The sequence below is a fragment of the Staphylococcus sp. HMSC071G07 genome (assembly GCF_001811435.1).
Lineage (GTDB): Bacteria > Bacillota > Bacilli > Staphylococcales > Staphylococcaceae > Staphylococcus > Staphylococcus pettenkoferi.
The window spans coordinates 1-19,551 of sequence record NZ_KV804774.1 but is presented as its reverse complement, the minus strand read 5'-3'; the positions used below and the strand labels follow the sequence as shown (position 1 = coordinate 19,551).

The following is a 19,551-nucleotide window of genomic DNA, read 5'->3' as shown; positions in this document are numbered from 1 at the left end:
AATATGAAAGTGAGTGAGGTGCAAAGCAGAATGATTCTATTACAACTCAACCATATTACTAAATCATTCGACGGCGAAGACATCTTCAATGATGTCAATTTCGAAGTAAAAAGCGGCGAGCGCATCGGTATCGTTGGACGAAACGGCGCCGGTAAGTCCACATTAATGAAGATAATTGCTGGCGTAGAGGACTATGACTCAGGTCACATTTCCAAAGTGAAAGACTTGAAACTTGGTTACCTCACCCAACAAATGACGCTCGATACAGAACAGACGGTCTTCGAAGCCATGTCGCAACCGTTTGAATACATCATTTCATTAGAAGAACGTATGCGTGAAGAAACAGAGTGGCTCGCTCAACACGCAGACGACTACGAAAGTTCAGAGTATCAAGAACATATTGCGACTTACGAGAAACTCTCTAACGACTTTGAGCAGCGTGAAGGCTACCAATATCAGAGCAAGATCAAGACTGTGCTACACGGTTTGTCCTTTACGGAGACAGATTTCGACCGCCCTATCAACGACTTTAGCGGTGGTCAGAAGACGCGACTCTCTCTTGCGCAAATGTTGCTGAGCGAACCTGATTTGCTCCTTCTTGACGAGCCGACCAACCATTTGGACATGGAGACGACGGAGTGGCTCGAACAATATCTTAATTTCTTTAATGGCGCCATCGTTATTATCAGTCATGACCGTTACTTTTTAGATAAAATTGTTAAACAAATCTACGACGTCTCACTAGGTGAAGTGCGTCACTATCATGGCAATTACAAACAATTTATCGAACAACGTGACAAATATTACGAAAAGCGCATGCAAGAATATGAAGCACAACAAGCAGAGATTAAACGCTTAGAAGACTTTGTAGATAAGAATATTGCCAGAGCTTCTACGAGTGGTATGGCTAAAAGTCGTCGCAAAACCCTTGAAAAGATTGAAAAAATCGATAAGCCGATGCTCGATGCGCGGAGTGCTAACATTCAATTCGACTTTGATCGCAATACGGGTAACGATGTCTTTCATATACGTTCGCTTGAAATTGGTTATAATCAACAACCGATTACTCAACCGATTAATTTAGAGGTCTTTAAAGGCGATCACATTGCAGTTATTGGACCGAACGGAATTGGTAAGTCAACGCTCATCAAGACAATTGCTAATCAACAACGAGCACTAGGCGGAGAAATTACGACTGGCGCTAATCTTCGCATCGGTTACTACGATCAAAAACAAGCTGAGTTTAAATCGAATAAGACGATTCTTGATTACGTGTGGGATCAATACCCTACTATGCCAGAGAAAGATATTCGTGCGGTACTTGGCCGTTTCCTCTTTGTACAAGAAGAAGTTAAGAAAGTTATCAACGACTTGTCTGGTGGCGAGAAAGCGCGTCTTCAACTTGCGCTCTTAATGCTTGAACGAAATAACGTTCTTATCTTAGACGAGCCGACGAACCATTTAGATATCGATTCTAAGGAAATGTTGGAACAAGCGTTAAGTGGTTTCGAAGGAACGATTATCTTCGTCTCCCACGACCGTTACTTTATCGATCAACTCGCGAATAAGGTCTTCGATCTAGACACGTCAGGCGGTTCGCTCTATCTTGGGGACTATCAATACTATGTTGAAAAGTTAGAAGAGAAGGAAGCGTTGGCTGAACATCGTAAGCAAGGTTCAGCATCGTCAGAACCGCAAGAGACTGCCGCTACTTCTAATACTTATCAAGATCAGAAACAGCGTCGCAAAGAGCAACGTCAAATCGAACGCCAAATTAATGAGTATGAAGAGACGATTACCAAATGTGAGACGGAAATTGAACTTTTAGATGAACAACTTACCCAACCCGATATTTTTAGTGATCCTGAAAAAGCAGCTGAAATAGCCGAACAAAAATCACAAATCGAACACACGTTAGAAGAAGCGATGATCAATTGGGAAGAATTACAAGAAAAATTGGATTAATTGTCACATAGAAGAAAGCTGAGATAGTAAAATTATGCACTGTCTCAGCTTCTTTTTTTTACATTTTCCACTATTACTTATACACACCCAAAACCCTTTAATGATACATATCCACAAAGTTATCCCAATTATCCACAAGTAATATGTAACTATCTCCTCATTTTTATCCATAACTTACTCACCCTCATACACAATTTCATACATAAGTTATCCACAAGTTGTGCACTTTGTGTTGATAAGTACGCACGTTCCCTATTGACATTTCTTAGAATTCGCGTCTCGTTTCTTTATTGGAAACTTGATTGTATTTGTAATTTATCTTTGTCATACTTTAACTATCGATTATAATCAAGAAACAGAAAGGAATGTTTATCGTGTCCGCATTATTGTGGATTTATCTCGCGATTCTCATCGCATTGATCATACTTGCGATCGTTGCCCAAATGACGATTAAAGCGATTGAGACATTGAATCTTAAGAACGCTATTCAAACGCTTTGGAACCGCAAAGCACCTCTCGAATCATTTATTCGACCTAATCATCTGTACGATCATCTCTACCTCAAACATCTTAAGCAAGATCCACACCAAGAAAGTCAATACATTGATAATAAGACGTGGTCAGACTTAGATTTGGATGAATTGTTCCAACAACTCAACTTTAACTTCTCCGCAATTGGCGAAATGCGACTGTTTGCCACGTTACGTGGAATGTACGCCATTGAAGACGAACAACTGATTGAAACATTCAAGAAACATCGCAGTTTTCGAGAATTTGTTTCTCTGAAACTGGCACAAATCGGTAAATCCGTTTACCCGAAATATCCTGACGAAATTCAAACTATTCCTCGTCAGACGTTACATATGCTGAGTCCTATCTTTCCATTTATTGGACTCATCGTTATCCCATTTTCAGTTCCATTGGGAGGATTTATCGCAATTGCCGCATTGATTTACAACGTCTTTCTTTCTAGTAAGTTAAAGAAGAGTTTCGAAGACGAGCTCAATTCCATGTATTATACGTCCAATGTGTTAAAACGCGCCCGCGCCATTTCTTTACATGACGAAGCGCCACATTTAGATGTTAACTTTGGTCATTTTAAAACGGCACGTTACCTCAGTGGTATTGTAGGTTCTGCCAGTGGTGCAGATGAAGCGGCTATGCTATCAAATGTTATCAAGAGCATGTTTAATCTTGACTATGTGCTCTTCCACTTGATTCAACAAAGTTTCAAAGAACACGAAGAAGAAGTGTTGGCTTGTTATGACTATATCGGTATGATGGACAATCATTATTCCATCGCACTATGGCGTGAAACGTTGGATACGCAAGTTAAACCAGAAACTACAGACCAACCAACTATTGATTTCAATGGTATTATTCATCCGTTACTGCCGGATGCCGTGCCAAATGATCTTAATATTCAGCAGCACATTTTACTGACAGGTTCAAATGCATCAGGTAAATCTACCTTTATGAAAGCTGTAGCCATCAATTTGATTCTGGCTCAGTATACGAACACCGCACTCGCGGAACGTTTCGTCTACAAACCGGGTCACATTTACACGTCAATGGCTAACCAGGATGATGTGATGTCAGGTGACAGTTACTTTATGGCAGAAATTAAATCCGTCCGTCGCTTGTTCAATTTACCAAGTGACCACTTCAACTACTGCTTTATTGATGAAATCTTTAAAGGGACGAATACTACTGAACGTGTCGCAGCTTCGGACTCAGTGCTTGCCTATCTCGCTGCACAAGACAACTATCGTATACTAGCGGCTACGCATGATATTGAGCTAGCAGAATGGCTGCAACAACAATATGCGAACTACCATTTCAACGAAGATATTCAAGATGACGAGATTCACTTTGACTATAAGATTAAAAAAGGTAAAGCAAATACACGCAATGCCATCGAATTGTTGAGAATTACAGACTTCCCAGAACGCGTATATTCAGACGCCAAAGCCAATACAAAGAAACTCGAAGAATCATAAATTACAGAATAAAAAAACATATTAAAGTTGATTCGGCGTAATTAGAAAAAGGGAAGATGTAGATTTATTCATTTCTCTTCTTCTCGAAACATAATTAGTTGATTAAATGCGGATAGGGTATTAAATCGAACCAATTCACTATTAAAATATTTTTTCAATGTGGACTCGAGACTCTTGAGGGATCAAGGGCACAGCGAAAATCCATTTTTCGAGCTATTAAGCGAGAAAAATTAGTTGAGCGTGACCCCCTAAGAAGCGAGAGTAAAACATTGAAAATAAAATATTAACATAATCTTTTAAATCGAATTATTTATATACCTCTATTCCGCATTAATCATCCACGTTACACCAAAAGGATCATTAAAGATACCATATAATTTCGACCAAGCCGTCTCGCCTAACGGAATTGACGCTTCACAGCCGCCTTCAATAGCTCGGCCATAGAAATCAATCGCGCGTTGACGATCCGCTTCATCATCATAATTAAACGTCAATGAGACAATTGCACCGCTGTTATCAATCTTACGATGCTTATAAGTATCGCTGCAATAGAACGTCTCACCCATAATTTCAAACGACGCATGCATCGTGAAATCATCATCTGCTTTATATTCATCAGGCATATCTTGAAAGCGCGCATCATCGCCGCCAACACGACGTATATTTGTCGCTCCAAGATGTTTCTCATAGAAATTCAAAGCTGCTAAGCTATTTCGGAAGTTAAAGTATTGAATTGCACGCATAACAGTCTAGCTCCTTTCTTCGTATTAGTCTGTTATACCCTTTCAGTGCTTTAACTATGCCTGTACTACAAATCGCTATTCACCGACTTCTTCAATATCAATACTACTACGTCCATTGAGCGCCATGTCAGCGCGCACATCATTAAGATAAAGATAATATGCAGCTGCCCCAATCATCGCAGCATTATCTGTACAGAGTTTCGGACTTGGTATCGACAGTTGAATCTCGTGTTCCTCACACGCTCGTGTCATTTCACGTCTCAAGCCACGGTTACTTGCTACGCCACCTGCGACAATCAGATACTTCACATCATATGTTTCACACGCTTGAATTGCCTTTCCAACAAGTACTTCGACCACACTGTTTTGGAAACTTGTTGCGATGTTTGCAGCATTCACTGTCTCGCCTTTTTGTTTTAAATTGTGTTGTTTATTGATTACAGCACTTTTTAAACCACTAAAGCTGAAGTCAAAGCTGTCCTTCTCTAGCCACACGCGAGGAAAGTCATACGTATCCTTACCTTCTGCAGCAAGTTGATCCACTTTAGGGCCTCCTGGATAACCGAGACCAATCGTACGCGCCACTTTGTCATACGCCTCACCCACAGCATCGTCACGCGTCTCTCCTACGACTTCGAAAGAGAGATGGTCTTTCATGTAGATGAGTTCTGTATGACCACCGGATACGATGAGCGCCATCAATGGGAAAGTTAGTGGCTCCTCTAAATGATTAGCGTAAATATGCCCTGCGATATGATGTACCGGAATCAATGGTTTATCGTATGCAAAGGCTAAGGCTTTCGCTGCATTGATGCCCACAAGCAATGCACCGATGAGACCTGGCCCTTCTGTCACTGCCACTGCGTCGATATCTTCCATCGTCACTTGGGCATCTTCTAGTGCAGTGTCGATGGTTGGTATAATACCTTCGACGTGATGTCGGCTCGCTACTTCAGGCACTACACCTCCAAAGCGTTTGTGACTGTCGATTTGGCTCAATACTGTATTAGATAAAATGCGCTGTCCATCCGCAATGACACTCACACTTGTCTCATCACAACTAGATTCAATACTTAATATTAACGTTTCTTTAGTCATTTAATTTCACCCACATCACCATAGCATCTTCACCTTCACCATAATAATTTTTCCTTTTACCACCATACTGAAAGCCTAAGTTCTCATAAACATGTTGTGCCACGTGATTGTCCACTCGAACTTCTAAACTCATAGTGTCACATTTCGTCTGCGTATAGTGCATCGCATATTTCAGCAGCAACTGACCTAAACCGTAACCACGATAATCGTGTTGAATTGCAACCGTCGTAATTTGAGCTTGATCAATCACAATCCATATTCCGATATAGCCAATGATTCGCTGGTCATATTCCATCACAAAATAATGCGCGAAGTTATTCTTCAATATCTCATGATAAAAAGCATCAATCGTCCACGAACTATCGTTAAAGCTCTCTCGTTCAAGATCAAACACTTGAGGCACATCGTCGGCACACATTAAGCGAATATTTAACTCTTGTTCTGTTGGTTTTGCCAATTGCGTTCCGCCTCAGAAAGTTTTAAATAATTAGGGGTAAAGGTTGTGATATCGACTGGAGAAGTGATTAAGTGTGTCATGAACTTCGCATGAGGCAATTGTGCATCCACTTTACCTTGTAAATGGTCACGCAACTTCTCAGCATCTTGACCTACAAATAGAGGATGTGCACCGCGGTCCTCTAGATAAGCAAGCAAATCTTGAATTGTAATATATTGCTCTGGCATCGTTTCTACAAGCTCGCCACGTTCATAACGATAAACACCTGCATAAACCGCTTCTCTACGCGCATCAAAGATAGGGACGATATCGTCTTCGCTCGTACTATCAATTGTGGCAGCTAATGCTTTAAGCGAGGAGACACCATACAATTTGGCATCGAGACTATAAGCTAACGTCTTAGCGACCGTGACTCCAATGCGTAGACCCGTGTAAGAACCAGGTCCTTGTGCTACAACGACCGCATCCACTTCGTTCTTTGTGAATGAAGCGGATTCAAACAATTTCTCAACCGCCGGCATTAACTGTGCTGAGTGATTGCGTTTCTCATTACTATTGATTTCAGCCTCAACTCTATCATCTTTAACGAGTGCGACTGATAACGGTTGATTCGACGTATCAATCAGTAAGTAGTTCATCTTCGAGTGCCTCCTTCATCTTCTGATATCTATCCCCATTAGCTTCTAAAGTTAATTCACGCGTTTCTTCCCCTGTGACAGTTAAATTGATAGTCAGATGTTCTGCAGGAAGTAAATCTTGAATAAATTCACTCCATTCAATGACAGTTACGGCGTGATCTTCAAAGTATTCTTCAAAGCCTAAATCTTCTTCACTATCTTCAAGACGATAGCAATCCATATGATGAAATTTGAGCGTCGTTCCTTTATACGATTTGATAATATTGAACGTCGGCGAATTGATGTTACGCTTCACGCCTAATTGCTTACCTATCATCTGACTTAGCGTCGTCTTACCTGCCCCTAAATCTCCATTGAGTAGTATGAGATCACCGGCTTGTAAACGCGCTGTTAAAGCTTTCGCAAAGTGTGCTAGATCTTGTAAATTGTTTATCTTAATCATAACGAGTCTCCTACACGAATTAATCTCAAGCGTTGATTATCTAAACGATATTAGTTTCAGTTTACCATAGACTTCTATACGCTTTACATAGATTAGAACCACTCTATTTTAACAAATTTCACGGGATATGACTGCTGCACGATTTAACCTGTGGGAAGAACTTTTTTACTAAATTGAAAGAAAATTCTAAAATAGTTATTGACAACGCTTTAGACTTATAGTAAATTTGATTTAACAATTTTTAGACTATTAGTAAAAATCTTACAACCATTCAGCGAAAGGAGTATAGTAAAATGGCTAACTTTACAACCCATAACCCAATCACAACTGAAAATATTTTAGTCATTTTATTATGCTAAGGGCTGGAGCATTAGATTTACACTAGTGCTTAAGTCCTATTCGAGTTGAATGGGACTTTCCAGCGTCCCAATCATTACATTGGGACGCTTTTTTATTTTTCATTTACGGGGGGAATTGAAATGAGAAGTGACACAATCAAACGAGGAGATCATCAAGCGCCGGCGCGAAGTTTACTTCATGCCACCGGAGCACTTGAACAACCAACGGATATGAACAAGCCATTCGTCGCGATATGTAATTCATACATAGATATCGTTCCAGGTCATGTTCATCTAAGAGAGCTCGCCGATATCGCGAAGGAAGCGATCAGAGAAGCTGGAGCGATCCCATTCGAATTCAATACGATCGGTGTCGATGATGGTATTGCGATGGGACACATTGGAATGCGTTATTCCTTACCGTCTCGAGAAATTATCGCAGACGCGGCAGAAACCGTCATCAACGCACATTGGTTTGATGGTGTCTTCTACATTCCGAACTGTGACAAGATTACACCGGGCATGTTACTCGCAGCAGTTCGTACGAATGTACCCGCTGTCTTCTGTTCAGGAGGTCCAATGAAAGCAGGCTTATCCGCCCAAGGTAAAGCGCTCACATTATCATCCATGTTCGAAGCAGTTGGCGCTTTCAAAGATGGTTCAATCTCTAAGGAAGAATTTTTAGACATGGAACAGAATGCCTGCCCTACTTGCGGTTCTTGTTCTGGTATGTTTACCGCTAACTCTATGAACTGCTTGATGGAAATTCTAGGACTCGCGCTACCATACAACGGTACAGCACTTGCAGTTAGCGATCAACGTCGTGAGATGATTCGCCAAGCTGCTTTCCGCTTAGTAGACAATATTAAAAAGGATATTAAACCACGTGACATCGTGACGAAAGAAGCGATTGATGATGCCTTCGCTTTAGACATGGCTATGGGTGGTTCAACGAATACTGTACTTCACACGTTAGCCATCGCGAATGAAGCTGGCATCGACTACGATTTGACACGCATCAACGAAATCGCGAAGAAGACGCCTTATCTTTCTAAAATCGCACCAAGTTCTTCTTACTCTATGCATGATGTACATGAAGCGGGTGGTGTACCTGCCATCATCAACGAGTTAATGAAGAAAGAAGGCGTGCTTCATCCAAATCGTATCACTGTTACAGGACAAACAATTAGAGAGAATAACGAAAACAAAGAAATCACTAATGATAAAGTCATCCGTCATTTAGACAATCCATACGATAAAGAAGGTGGCTTGTCCGTACTTTACGGTAACCTTGCTCCTAAAGGTGCCGTCATCAAAGTTGGTGGTGTTGACCCTTCAATCAAAGTCTTCAAAGGTAAAGCGATTTGTTTCGATTCACACGATGAAGCGGTTGAAGCGATTGACAATCACACCGTGAGAGAAGGACATGTCGTAGTCATTCGTTACGAAGGTCCTAAAGGCGGTCCAGGAATGCCAGAGATGTTATCCCCTACTTCATCTATTGTAGGACGTGGCTTAGGTAAAGACGTTGCACTCATTACAGATGGTCGCTTCTCAGGTGCCACACGAGGCATTGCAGTCGGACACATTTCACCAGAAGCTGCTTCCGGTGGTCCAATTGGTCTTTTACGTGACGGAGACGAAATTACAATCGATTTAACGAACCGCACATTAGATGTGGATGTCGATACGGAAACTTTAGAAGCACGTAAGCAAGAATTGAAACCTTTTAAAGCTAAGGTTAAAAGTGGTTATCTTGCTCGCTATACCGCACTCGTTACTAGTGCTAACACTGGCGGTATCATGCAAGTACCCGAAGAACTATTATAAGGAGTGATCCCACATGTCAAACCAAACTGAAACAATGAATAACGAAGCAACAGAAGAACTCGAAAGTGTCGATGGATCAGGTACGCAAGCACCTTATGATTTGGAGAAAGAAGAAGTGAAAGAGATGAACACAGGTTCAGCACTTCTCGTCGAAGCATTAGCGAAAGAAGATGTCGACTTTATCTTCGGTTATCCAGGCGGTGCTGTACTTCCGCTTTATGATACGTTCTATGATGGCGCAATCAAGCATATCCTCGCCCGTCACGAGCAAGGTGCAGCACATGCAGCTGAAGGTTACGCGAAAGTATCTGGCAAACCGGGTGTTGTCGTTGTAACGAGTGGACCCGGAGCTACAAACGCTATAACTGGTATCGCTGATGCATACAGCGATTCAATCCCTCTCGTAGTCTTTACAGGACAAGTTGCAACACCAGTCATCGGTAAAGATGCGTTCCAAGAAGCGGATTTATTATCAATGACAACGCCAATTACGAAACATAACTATCAAGTTAAAAATGTAGATGATATTCCTAAGATCATCCACGAAGCATTCCATATCGCTAATACAGGTCGTAAAGGACCAGTAGTCATCGACTTCCCTAAAGATATGGGTGTATTAACGACACATAAACAACCGACTAAAGAGCTAGACTTACCAGGTTACAGTGTCAATCTCGAGCCAAGTCATGATGATGTACAGAAATTGCGAGATTACTTGAAGACAGCGAAGCGCCCTCTCGTTCTAGCTGGTGCAGGTGTACATCATGCTGAAGCTAACGAGCTATTGACTGAATTTGTGACTCGACATCAACTACCAGTAGTAAACACGTTGCTCGGTCTAGGTTCTGTACCTGCCGATTATCCACTCTTCTTAGGAATGGGTGGCATGCACGGTTCCTACGCCAGCAATATGGCGATTCAGGAATGTGACTTGTTGATTAACTTTGGTAGCCGCTTCGATGACCGCTTAGCAAGTAAACCTGATAATTTTGCTAAAAATGCGAAAATTGTGCATGTTGATATCGATCCATCTGAAATCGATAAGATCATCAAGACGGATCTCGGCATCGTAGCAGACGTTAAAGCGACTTTAAAACAACTGCTCGAATTCGATAGTTACGCAGTGAAGCACGAAGAATGGAATGAACGTGTACAAGCGAATAAGGCAGCACAGCCGTTTAATCATGGCGAAGAAGATCCGCATTTTATCAAACCACAACGTACAATTGAGTATATCGGTGAAATCACGAATGGCGATGCAATTGTGACAACGGATGTAGGACAACATCAAATGTGGGTCGCGCAGTTCTACCCGTTCAAGAAACTCAACCAACTCGTAACGAGTGGTGGTCTTGGAACGATGGGCTATGGTATCCCAGCAGCAATCGGAGCGAAACTTGCACATCCTGATCAAACGGTAGTCGCTTTCGTTGGCGATGGTGGTTTCCAAATGACGAACCAAGAGATGGCGATCCTTGAAGAGTATGGCATCGACATCAAAATCGTGTTGATCAACAACGATACATTAGGCATGGTTAAGCAATGGCAAGATAAATTCTTTAATCAACGTTTCTCACACTCAGTATTCAATGACCAACCGGATTTCATCAAATTGTCTGAAGCATACAGAGTGAAGAGTTATCTCATCGAGGATCCGAATCGTTTAGAAGAGCAACTTGATGAAGCTTTCCAACATGACGGTCCAGCGATGATTGAAGTACGCATTTCCCCTATCGAACCTGTACACCCAATGGTTCCTAGTGGTAAAGCCAATGATGAAATGGAGGGTCTACTATGAGACGCACATTTAGAACGAAAGTGAGAGACAAAGCGGGTACACTCAACCGTTTAACGAGTATCTTCGTACGTCGCCAATTTAATATCGTCAACCTCTCAGCAGTTCCAACGCTTGAGCCAGGTATTACCGATATTACATTTGTAGCGGAGATTCCAGATACGGATACGTTACGTACGTTGATGCAACAGCTTGAGAAGCAAATCAATATCATCAGCGTTGAGGATATCACTGATACGAACACTTACAACCGTGAACTCGCATTAGTCAAAGTGAAGACACCTGAAGATGATGCACAATTGTACAAGATTATTAAACCTTATGATGCGCTAGTGTCCATCTTACATGCGGAAGACACTTATACTTATCTTCAAGCTTCCGGTCCACGTTATACATTGGACAACTTGTTAGATGACCTATCATCACTAGAACTTGTACAAGTTGCTCGTACAGGTTCAGCAGGTATTATTTAATTTAATTCGAACAATACTTATTTTACTAAAATTAACTTACTGGAGGAATTTCTAATGACAACAGTTTATTATGACAAAGATGTAACGAAAGACGCTTTACAAGGTAAGAAGATTGCGATTATCGGATATGGTTCACAAGGCCATGCCCATGCACAGAACTTAAAGGACAACGGTTACGATGTCATCATCGGTATCCGTCCTGGTAAATCTCATGATAAAGCGAAAGAAGACGGTTTCGATGTGTATACTGTAGACGAAGCAGCGAAACAAGCAGATGTCATCATGATCTTATTGCCAGATGAAATCCAAGGTCAAGTTTATGACAATGAAATCAAACCTCATTTAGAGAAAAATAATGCATTAGCCTTTGCACATGGTTTTAACATCCACTTCAACGTCATCCAACCACCTGAAGATGTAGACGTATTCTTAGTAGCACCTAAAGACCCAGGCCATCTCGTGCGTCGTACATTCGTTGAAGGTAGTGCAGTTCCTTCCCTCTTCGCAGTTGAACAAGACGCAAGTGGCGAAGCGCGAGACTTAGCATTGAGCTACGCGAAAGGTATCGGTGCAACAAGAGCGGGTGTCATCGAAACATCTTATAAAGAAGAGACTGAAACAGACCTCTTTGGTGAACAAGCTGTACTCTGTGGTGGGGTAACACACTTAATCCAAGCTGGTTTCGAAACGTTAGTAGAAGCAGGTTATCAACCAGAAATCGCCTATTTCGAAGTTCTACATGAAATGAAACTCATCGTTGACTTGATGTACGAAGGCGGTATGGAGAACATGCGTTACTCTATCTCCAATACAGCAGAGTTCGGTGATTACGTGTCAGGTCCACGTGTCATCACTCCAGAAGTTAAAAATAATATGAAAGATGTCTTAACTGACATTCAACAAGGTAACTTCAGTGATCGCTTCATCAAAGACAATGAAAATAACTTCGAAGAATTCATGAAATTACGCAAAGAACAACACGGTCATCAAATCGAAGCGGTTGGACGTGAACTCAGAGAATTAATGCCATTCATCAAATCGAAAAAATTGAACAATAATTGACAGTAATCCTGTCAGAGGTAAGAAGTGGTGTCGGTCAGTCAATGATACAGGCCGGCTCCCCCTCTTACTTTTATGATCTCAGTAATTAAGCTGATTCAAAAGAAAGAATATTCGTAATTTTACAATAACTAATAGTTTTAAACTGATTATTAAGGGTAGCTTCAGCAGTTTGCTACCACTGATCTATTTCATAATAAAGGAGATGTTTAACATGACTGCAACACCTGCAACTGATCATATTCAAATCTTTGATACAACGCTAAGAGATGGAGAACAAACACCGGGCGTCAGTTTCTCATTCGACGAACGTATTAAGATCGCGAAACAGTTAGAGAAATGGGGCGTCGATATTATCGAAGCGGGATTCCCTGCCTCTAGTACAGGAAGTTTCGAATCTGTAAAGGCTATTGCTGAGACATTAACAGACACAGCCGTCTGTGGTCTTGCAAGATGTGTGAAGAAAGATATCGATGCGGTTTACGAAGCAACGAAACCAGCTGCGATGCCACGGATTCACGTCTTCGTAGCCACAAGTCCAATCCACTTAGAATCTAAATTGAAGATGACACAAGAAGAAGTGCTCGCTTCTATTAAAGAACATGTCGCTTATGCGAGAGAATACTTTGATGTCGTGCAATTCTCACCTGAAGATGCGACACGGACTGAGCTCCCCTTCTTGATTGAATGTGTACAGGCTGCAGTTGATGCAGGAGCGAGCGTTATTAATATTCCAGATACTGTAGGCTTTGCTTATCCTTCTGAGTATGGGGCTATTTTTAAAAAGCTCAGAGAAGAGATTCGCACAGATCGAGAAATCGTCTACAGTGCTCACTGCCACGATGATTTAGGTTTGGCTGTCGCAAATAGTATGGCTGCGATTGAAAATGGCGCGAACCGTATTGAAGGTACGATCAACGGCATCGGCGAACGCGCAGGTAATACAGCGCTTGAGGAAGTCGCACTCGGTCTACATGTAAGACAGGACCACTATGGTACGACGACACAAATTCAACTTCAAGAGACGAAACAAACGTCAGACCTCATCTCTCGCTATGCAGGTATTCGCGTACCTAAGAACAAAGCGATTGTCGGCCAGAACGCGTTCAGTCACGAATCTGGTATTCACCAAGATGGCGTATTGAAGAATCCAGAAACATACGAAATTATGACACCTCAACTCGTCGGTGTGCAAAGTACTGAATTGCCGCTCGGTAAACTCTCAGGTAAACATGCCTTTAGTGAAAAGCTTAGTGCATTGGGCTATGATGTTGATCCTGAAGAACAGAAAGTCCTCTTCAAACAATTTAAGTCAGTAGCAGACAAGAAGAAATCGGTAACTGATCGTGATATTCACGCCTTGATTCAAGGTACAGAGCACGAACAGAATGCGATGTTCCAAGTGTCTCAACTTCAAGTTCAATTCGTTTCAAACGGCCTTCAAAGCGCTGTGGTCGTCATAAAAGATCGCGATGGACATACGTATCAAGATTCAAGCATCGGTACAGGATCCATTGTTGCAGTTTACAACGCGGTAGACCGCATCTTTAACGAAGAAACAGAATTGCTTGATTACACGATTGATTCGGTAACTGAAGGTACAGACTCACAAGCAGAGGTTCGAGTTCAACTTAAAGTGAATGGCTATACAGTAACGGGTATCGGTATCGACCATGACGTGCTCTTTGCTTCAGCTAAAGCATATGTTGAGGCACATGCTAAATATGCAAGTGAGCAAGCGCAGAAAGAAGGCGTTGAAGCATGACTTATCGCATTGTAGCGCTACCTGGTGATGGAATTGGACCAGAAATTATGCACGGCGCCCTTCACATACTCGAACAACTCTCACATCGTTTTGACTTTGACTATACCGCTGAATCTCATGATTTCGGCGGTGTAGCCATCGACAATCACGGGACACCGCTTCCTGATTCAACTTTCCAAGCATGTGAATCAGCTGATGCGATATTACTTGGTGCTGTGGGAGGCCCTCAGTGGACAGATCCAAATAACCGGCCTGAACAAGGTTTATTAGATTTGCGTCAGAAGCTCAATTTATTCGCAAATATTCGACCAACGACAGTGACGGACGGCACGAGTCACCTCTCCCCTATTAAAGAAGAACGTGTAAAGGGAACAGATTTCGTCATTGTACGTGAGCTTACAAGTGGAATTTATTTTGGACAGCCTAAAAGCTGGGATGAGCATCAAGCATTAGATTCACTGACTTATACACGTGAAGAGATTGAGCGCATTGCACGCGTCGCTTTCGATCTCGCACAATCACGTAATCATAAGTTAACATCTGTCGACAAAGAGAACGTCTTAGCATCTAGTAAACTGTGGCGTAGAGTGATTAACGAAGTAGCTCAAGACTATCCAGACGTAGAAGTTGAACATCTTCTCGTAGATGCTTGCGCGATGCACTTAATCACGAATCCGACACGTTTCGACGTTATCGTCACTGAAAATTTATTTGGCGATATCTTGAGTGATGAAGCTTCTGTAATGCCAGGTGCACTAGGGCTTTCTCCATCAGCAAGTTTTAGCTCAGAAGGACCACGTCTCTACGAACCAATCCATGGTTCAGCACCAGATATTGCCAATCAAGATAAAGCCAATCCATTCGGAATGTTGCTCTCTTTAGCTATGTGTTTACGTGAAAGCTTTAATCAAGAAGCAGCAGCATCCCATCTTGAACAAACAATTTATGATTTAGTTCGACAAGAGAAGACCACAGCGGATTTAGGTGGTCAGTACAAGACATCAGAAGTCATTCAATTTGTAGCTAATCATATTTAATAAAGGAGGAGCACTCATATGGGACAAACACTTTTTGACAAAGTATGGAACAAACATGTACTTGCCGGTAAAGAAGGTGATCCGCAGTTATTATACATCGACCTACATCTCATCCATGAGGTGACTTCTCCTCAAGCTTTCGAAGGTTTGAGACTACAGAATCGCCAATTGAGAAGACCTGACCTCACATTTGCGACTTTGGATCATAACGTGCCTACAGTCGATATTTACAACATTAAAGATGAGATTGCGAACAAGCAAATCACGACATTGCAGCAGAATGCGAAAGACTTTGGCGTCCACATCTTTGATATGGGATCTGATGAACAAGGCATCGTGCATATGGTGGGACCTGAAACAGGACTCACTCAACCTGGTAAGACGATTGTCTGTGGTGATTCACACACTGCGACACACGGGGCGTTTGGCGCAATCGCTTTCGGTATCGGTACGAGCGAAGTTGAACATGTCTTTGCGACGCAGACATTGTGGCAAACGAAGCCGAAGAATTTGAAGATTAACGTGACTGGTCAGTTGCCTCCTGGTGTGTATGCGAAAGATATTATTCTACATCTTATCAATCAACATGGTGTCGATTTCGGTACGGGATATGCCCTTGAATTTGCAGGTGAAACGATTGAAAGTCTGTCTATGGAAGCGCGCATGACTATTTGTAATATGGCGATTGAAGCGGGCGCGAAATATGGAATGATGGCACCTGACGAGACCACTTTCGAATATGTAAAAGGACGTCCATATGCGACGAACTTTGACTATGACGTCGATGAGTGGCGTGAACTTTATACAGATGAGGATGCGCAGTTTGATAAAGAGATTCATCTTGATGTCACAGACCTTGAACCTCAAATTACTTGGGGCACGAGTCCTGAGATGGGCGTGAGCTTTAATACGCCTTTCCCTGAGATTGAAAGCGTCAATGACGAACGTGCTTACAACTATATGGGACTGCAACCGGGTCAGAAAGCAGAAGATATTGATCTAGGTTATGTCTTCCTTGGTTCTTGTACAAATGCAAGACTTTCAGACCTTGTGGAAGCGAGTCATATCGTCAAAGGTCAGCAGGTCCACCCTAATATTACAGCGATTGTCGTCCCTGGTTCACGTACAGTGAAACATGAAGCAGAAGCACTTGGTTTGGATCGAATCTTTAAGGAGGCTGGCTTTGAATGGCGCGAACCTGGATGTTCCATGTGCTTAGGTATGAACCCTGACCAAGTTCCAGCTGGCGTTCATTGTGCTTCAACGAGCAACCGTAACTTTGAGGGTCGCCAAGGTAAAGGTGCACGTACGCATCTCGTCTCTCCTGCGATGGCAGCCGCTGCAGCAATTAACGGTAAATTTGTCGATGTGAGAAAGGTGGTCGTTTAAATGGATATTCAACCGATTACAACTTATACAGGTAAAATTGTTCCCCTATTTCACGACAACATTGATACCGATCAAATTATTCCGAAAGTCCATTTGAAACGTATTTCAAAGACAGGATTTGGCCCTTTCGCTTTTGATGAGTGGCGCTATTTAGAAGATGGTTCAGACAATCCTGACTTCAATCCGAATAAGCCTCAATATGAAGGCGCCTCTATCCTGATTACAGGCGATAATTTCGGATGTGGGTCTAGCCGTGAACATGCCGCATGGGCGCTCAAAGATTACGGTTTCAATATTATCATTGCAGGTAGCTTTAGTGACATTTTTTACATGAACTGTACAAAGAATGCGATGCTTCCGATTGTACTAGATCAGGAAGCACGTGAACATCTTGCTCAGTTCGAAGAAATTACAGTCGATTTACCTGAACAAACTGTTTCATCTTCTGAGCAAACATTTCATTTTACTATAGATGAAACGTGGAAGAATAAATTGGTAAATGGACTCGATGATATCGCAGTGACATTGCAATATGAAGACGAAATTGCAGCTTATGAACAGGCAAAAGCAAAAACTTACAATAACTAAGTAAAAAGGTGTGCATAGTATGACAGTTGAAACAACAGTACAAGCGAAAGATATAGATGAAGCTTTCTTACAATTGAAGGACGTAGTGAAGGAAACACCCTTACAGAAAGATCACTACCTTTCTTTAAAGTATAACTGTAACGTCTATTTAAAGCGTGAAGACTTACAGTGGGTGCGTTCATTCAAATTACGTGGTGCCTATAATGCGATTATGGCACTTTCAGATGAAGAACGTCAGCGTGGTATTACGTGCGCGAGCGCCGGCAACCACGCACAAGGTGTTGCTTTTACTGCAAGCAAACTCAACCTTAAAGCAACTATCTTTATGCCGGTAACAACCCCTCTTCAGAAGATTGACCAAGTCAAATTCTTCGGCGGAGAAAGCACAGAAGTCGTCTTAACTGGTGACACGTTCGATGACTGCTTGAAAGAAGCTTTGGAATATACAGATCGTTACGATAAGAACTTTATCGATCCTTTTAATAATATCTATACGATAGCTGGCCAAGGCACGGTTGCGAAAGAGACACTAGAACAAGCGAAAGCGGATGACACGAAGTTTGACTACCTCTTTGCAGCAATCGGCGGTGGTGGTCTCATTTCTGGTATCGGTACGTACTTTAAAGCACAATCTCCAGATACGAAGATCATCGGTGTTGAACCCGCTGGTGCAAGCAGTATGTACGAATCAGTGGTTCAGCAAGGCCAGATCGTGACGTTACCTCATATCGATAAATTTGTCGATGGGGCTTCCGTGGCACGTGTAGGTGAAATTACTTTCGATATTGCTAAAAGTGTTGTTGATGATTATGTGCAAGTGGACGAAGGTCAAGTTTGTTCAACCATCCTAGATATGTACACCAAACAAGCAATTATCGCTGAACCCGCTGGTGCTTTAAGTGTCTCAGCTTTAGAGCAGTATAAAGATGAGATTAAAGGTAAAACGGTTGTGTGTGTCATCAGCGGCGGTAACAACGATATTAACCGTATGAAAGAAATCGAAGAACGTTCATTACTCTTCGAAGAAATGAAACACTACTTTATCCTTAACTTCTCCCAACGCCCAGGTGCTTTGAGAGAATTCGTTAACGACGTGTTAGGCCCTCGTGATGACATCACTAAGTTCGAATATCTCAAGAAATCATCACAGAATACAGGTACGGTAATCATTGGTATTCAACTGAGTGATCATAACGACTTAAGTCAGTTAAAGCAAAACGTACACGACTTCGATCCACATAATATTTATATCAATGAGAATAAGATGCTCTATTCTTTACTCATATGATTTTGTAGAAGCGATTGGTACATTTTGAGGTGCATCAATCGCTTATTTGTATGGTAGATACAAAAATTGATTGGCCAAAGTGAGATGACTATTTCATCTACTTCGACCAATCATTCTAATATGTGCACAATATTATTTTCCACTTTGTTTAATATATGAGAACACTTGATTGATATCAAGGCTCTGCTTAGCAAATTACCCCTTTGCTGTATCCCCTAGTTAGTAAACTAACACACATTTGAGATTTATCACGTAAAACTCCGTAACTGTCTATTTACGTGCCTGAGTGTCATGTATTTCTTCGTTTTTGTAGTAAAAGTACTTATGTATATTAGTTATACTAGGTAAGTTGAAACCTGATTTGCTGGTCGATATTTAATTGTTAATTTCATTTACCTCGAATAGATTCCATTGGAGAGTTAAGCTCTTTTTCTAGCCTAAAAAAGAACCCTTACGGGCTCGCGTGATTGTTGGCAAACACTCGCATCTTTCGTCAGCTTATAAAACAACTTACTCATTTACTCTTGTAAAATACCTTCGTTGTTTGTTTCACTGCTCTTTATTAGCTGCAAAGCGTTTTCATTCAATCCCTCTATATATACGAAAAAAAGAGACCTTTTCAGGTCTCTTTTAATGATTGCCTGGC

16 protein-coding genes are annotated in these 19,551 nt (G+C 41.8%); 11 read left to right on the top strand and 5 right to left on the bottom strand.

Annotation, left to right across the window (positions count from 1 at the left end):
* The first annotated feature begins 30 nt into the window (after window positions 1-30).
* Window positions 31-1,965 (top strand): ABC-F family ATP-binding cassette domain-containing protein, encoded by a 1,935-nt coding sequence (locus HMPREF2802_RS07870; RefSeq protein ID WP_070503474.1) that lies wholly within the window; start codon window positions 31-33, stop codon window positions 1,963-1,965.
* Between the two features lie 365 nt (window positions 1,966-2,330).
* Window positions 2,331-3,965, top strand: a complete 1,635-nt coding sequence (locus tag HMPREF2802_RS07865; RefSeq protein WP_070503473.1) for a MutS-related protein — start codon at window positions 2,331-2,333, stop codon at window positions 3,963-3,965.
* 320 nt (window positions 3,966-4,285) lie between these two features.
* Here HMPREF2802_RS07865 and HMPREF2802_RS07860 read toward each other — a convergent pair whose 3' ends face one another.
* The 5 genes from HMPREF2802_RS07860 to tsaE form a co-directional block, all read right to left on the bottom strand.
* On the bottom strand, window positions 4,286-4,708 hold the full coding sequence (locus HMPREF2802_RS07860; protein ID WP_070503470.1) for a VOC family protein: 423 nt from the start codon (window positions 4,706-4,708) through the stop codon (window positions 4,286-4,288).
* 75 nt (window positions 4,709-4,783) lie between these two features.
* Entirely contained in the window at window positions 4,784-5,806 is a 1,023-nt protein-coding gene (tsaD, locus tag HMPREF2802_RS07855; RefSeq protein ID WP_070503468.1) for a tRNA (adenosine(37)-N6)-threonylcarbamoyltransferase complex transferase subunit TsaD, read from the bottom strand.
* Window positions 5,799-6,224, bottom strand: a complete 426-nt coding sequence (gene rimI, locus HMPREF2802_RS07850) for a ribosomal protein S18-alanine N-acetyltransferase (RefSeq protein ID WP_371091355.1) — start codon at window positions 6,222-6,224, stop codon at window positions 5,799-5,801. Before rimI ends, tsaD begins: the two co-directional genes overlap by 8 nt.
* Window positions 6,225-6,235: 11 nt before the next feature.
* Window positions 6,236-6,901, bottom strand: a complete 666-nt coding sequence (gene tsaB / locus HMPREF2802_RS07845) for a tRNA (adenosine(37)-N6)-threonylcarbamoyltransferase complex dimerization subunit type 1 TsaB (RefSeq protein ID WP_070503466.1) — start codon at window positions 6,899-6,901, stop codon at window positions 6,236-6,238.
* Window positions 6,882-7,343 (bottom strand): tRNA (adenosine(37)-N6)-threonylcarbamoyltransferase complex ATPase subunit type 1 TsaE, encoded by a 462-nt coding sequence (gene tsaE, locus HMPREF2802_RS07840; RefSeq protein WP_070503464.1) that lies wholly within the window; start codon window positions 7,341-7,343, stop codon window positions 6,882-6,884. Before tsaE ends, tsaB begins: the two co-directional genes overlap by 20 nt.
* 479 nt (window positions 7,344-7,822) lie before the next feature.
* Here tsaE and ilvD point away from each other — a divergent pair, with 479 nt between their 5' ends.
* The 9 genes from ilvD to ilvA all read left to right on the top strand — a co-directional run bounded on the left by ilvD (window position 7,823) and on the right by ilvA (window position 18,905).
* Window positions 7,823-9,511: a dihydroxy-acid dehydratase gene (gene ilvD, locus HMPREF2802_RS07835; protein WP_070503462.1), complete on the top strand. Its 1,689-nt coding sequence runs from the start codon at window positions 7,823-7,825 to the stop codon at window positions 9,509-9,511.
* A gap of 124 nt (window positions 9,512-9,635) precedes the next feature.
* Window positions 9,636-11,309 (top strand): biosynthetic-type acetolactate synthase large subunit, encoded by a 1,674-nt coding sequence (gene ilvB / locus HMPREF2802_RS07830; protein WP_242249984.1) that lies wholly within the window; start codon window positions 9,636-9,638, stop codon window positions 11,307-11,309.
* Window positions 11,306-11,779, top strand: coding sequence for an acetolactate synthase small subunit (gene ilvN / locus HMPREF2802_RS07825; protein WP_070503458.1), 474 nt, complete (start codon window positions 11,306-11,308; stop codon window positions 11,777-11,779). The genes ilvB and ilvN overlap by 4 nt, the downstream gene beginning before the upstream one ends.
* A 54-nt stretch (window positions 11,780-11,833) precedes the next feature.
* Complete coding sequence (gene ilvC, locus HMPREF2802_RS07820) at window positions 11,834-12,841, top strand: ketol-acid reductoisomerase (RefSeq protein ID WP_070503456.1); 1,008 nt, start codon at window positions 11,834-11,836, stop codon at window positions 12,839-12,841.
* Between the two features lie 211 nt (window positions 12,842-13,052).
* On the top strand, window positions 13,053-14,603 hold the full coding sequence (locus tag HMPREF2802_RS07815) for a 2-isopropylmalate synthase (protein WP_070503455.1): 1,551 nt from the start codon (window positions 13,053-13,055) through the stop codon (window positions 14,601-14,603).
* A complete protein-coding gene (gene leuB, locus HMPREF2802_RS07810) occupies window positions 14,600-15,640 on the top strand; it encodes a 3-isopropylmalate dehydrogenase (protein WP_070503453.1) in 1,041 nt (346 codons plus the stop codon). Before HMPREF2802_RS07815 ends, leuB begins: the two co-directional genes overlap by 4 nt.
* An 18-nt stretch (window positions 15,641-15,658) precedes the next feature.
* Window positions 15,659-17,029, top strand: coding sequence for a 3-isopropylmalate dehydratase large subunit (gene leuC / locus HMPREF2802_RS07805; protein WP_070503451.1), 1,371 nt, complete (start codon window positions 15,659-15,661; stop codon window positions 17,027-17,029).
* Window positions 17,030-17,617 carry a 3-isopropylmalate dehydratase small subunit gene (leuD, locus tag HMPREF2802_RS07800; RefSeq protein ID WP_070503450.1) on the top strand — a complete coding sequence of 196 codons (588 nt, stop codon included), beginning with the start codon at window positions 17,030-17,032 and terminating at the stop codon, window positions 17,615-17,617.
* Between the two features lie 19 nt (window positions 17,618-17,636).
* Complete coding sequence (gene ilvA, locus HMPREF2802_RS07795) at window positions 17,637-18,905, top strand: threonine ammonia-lyase IlvA (RefSeq protein WP_070503448.1); 1,269 nt, start codon at window positions 17,637-17,639, stop codon at window positions 18,903-18,905.
* Window positions 18,906-19,551 lie beyond the last annotated feature (646 nt).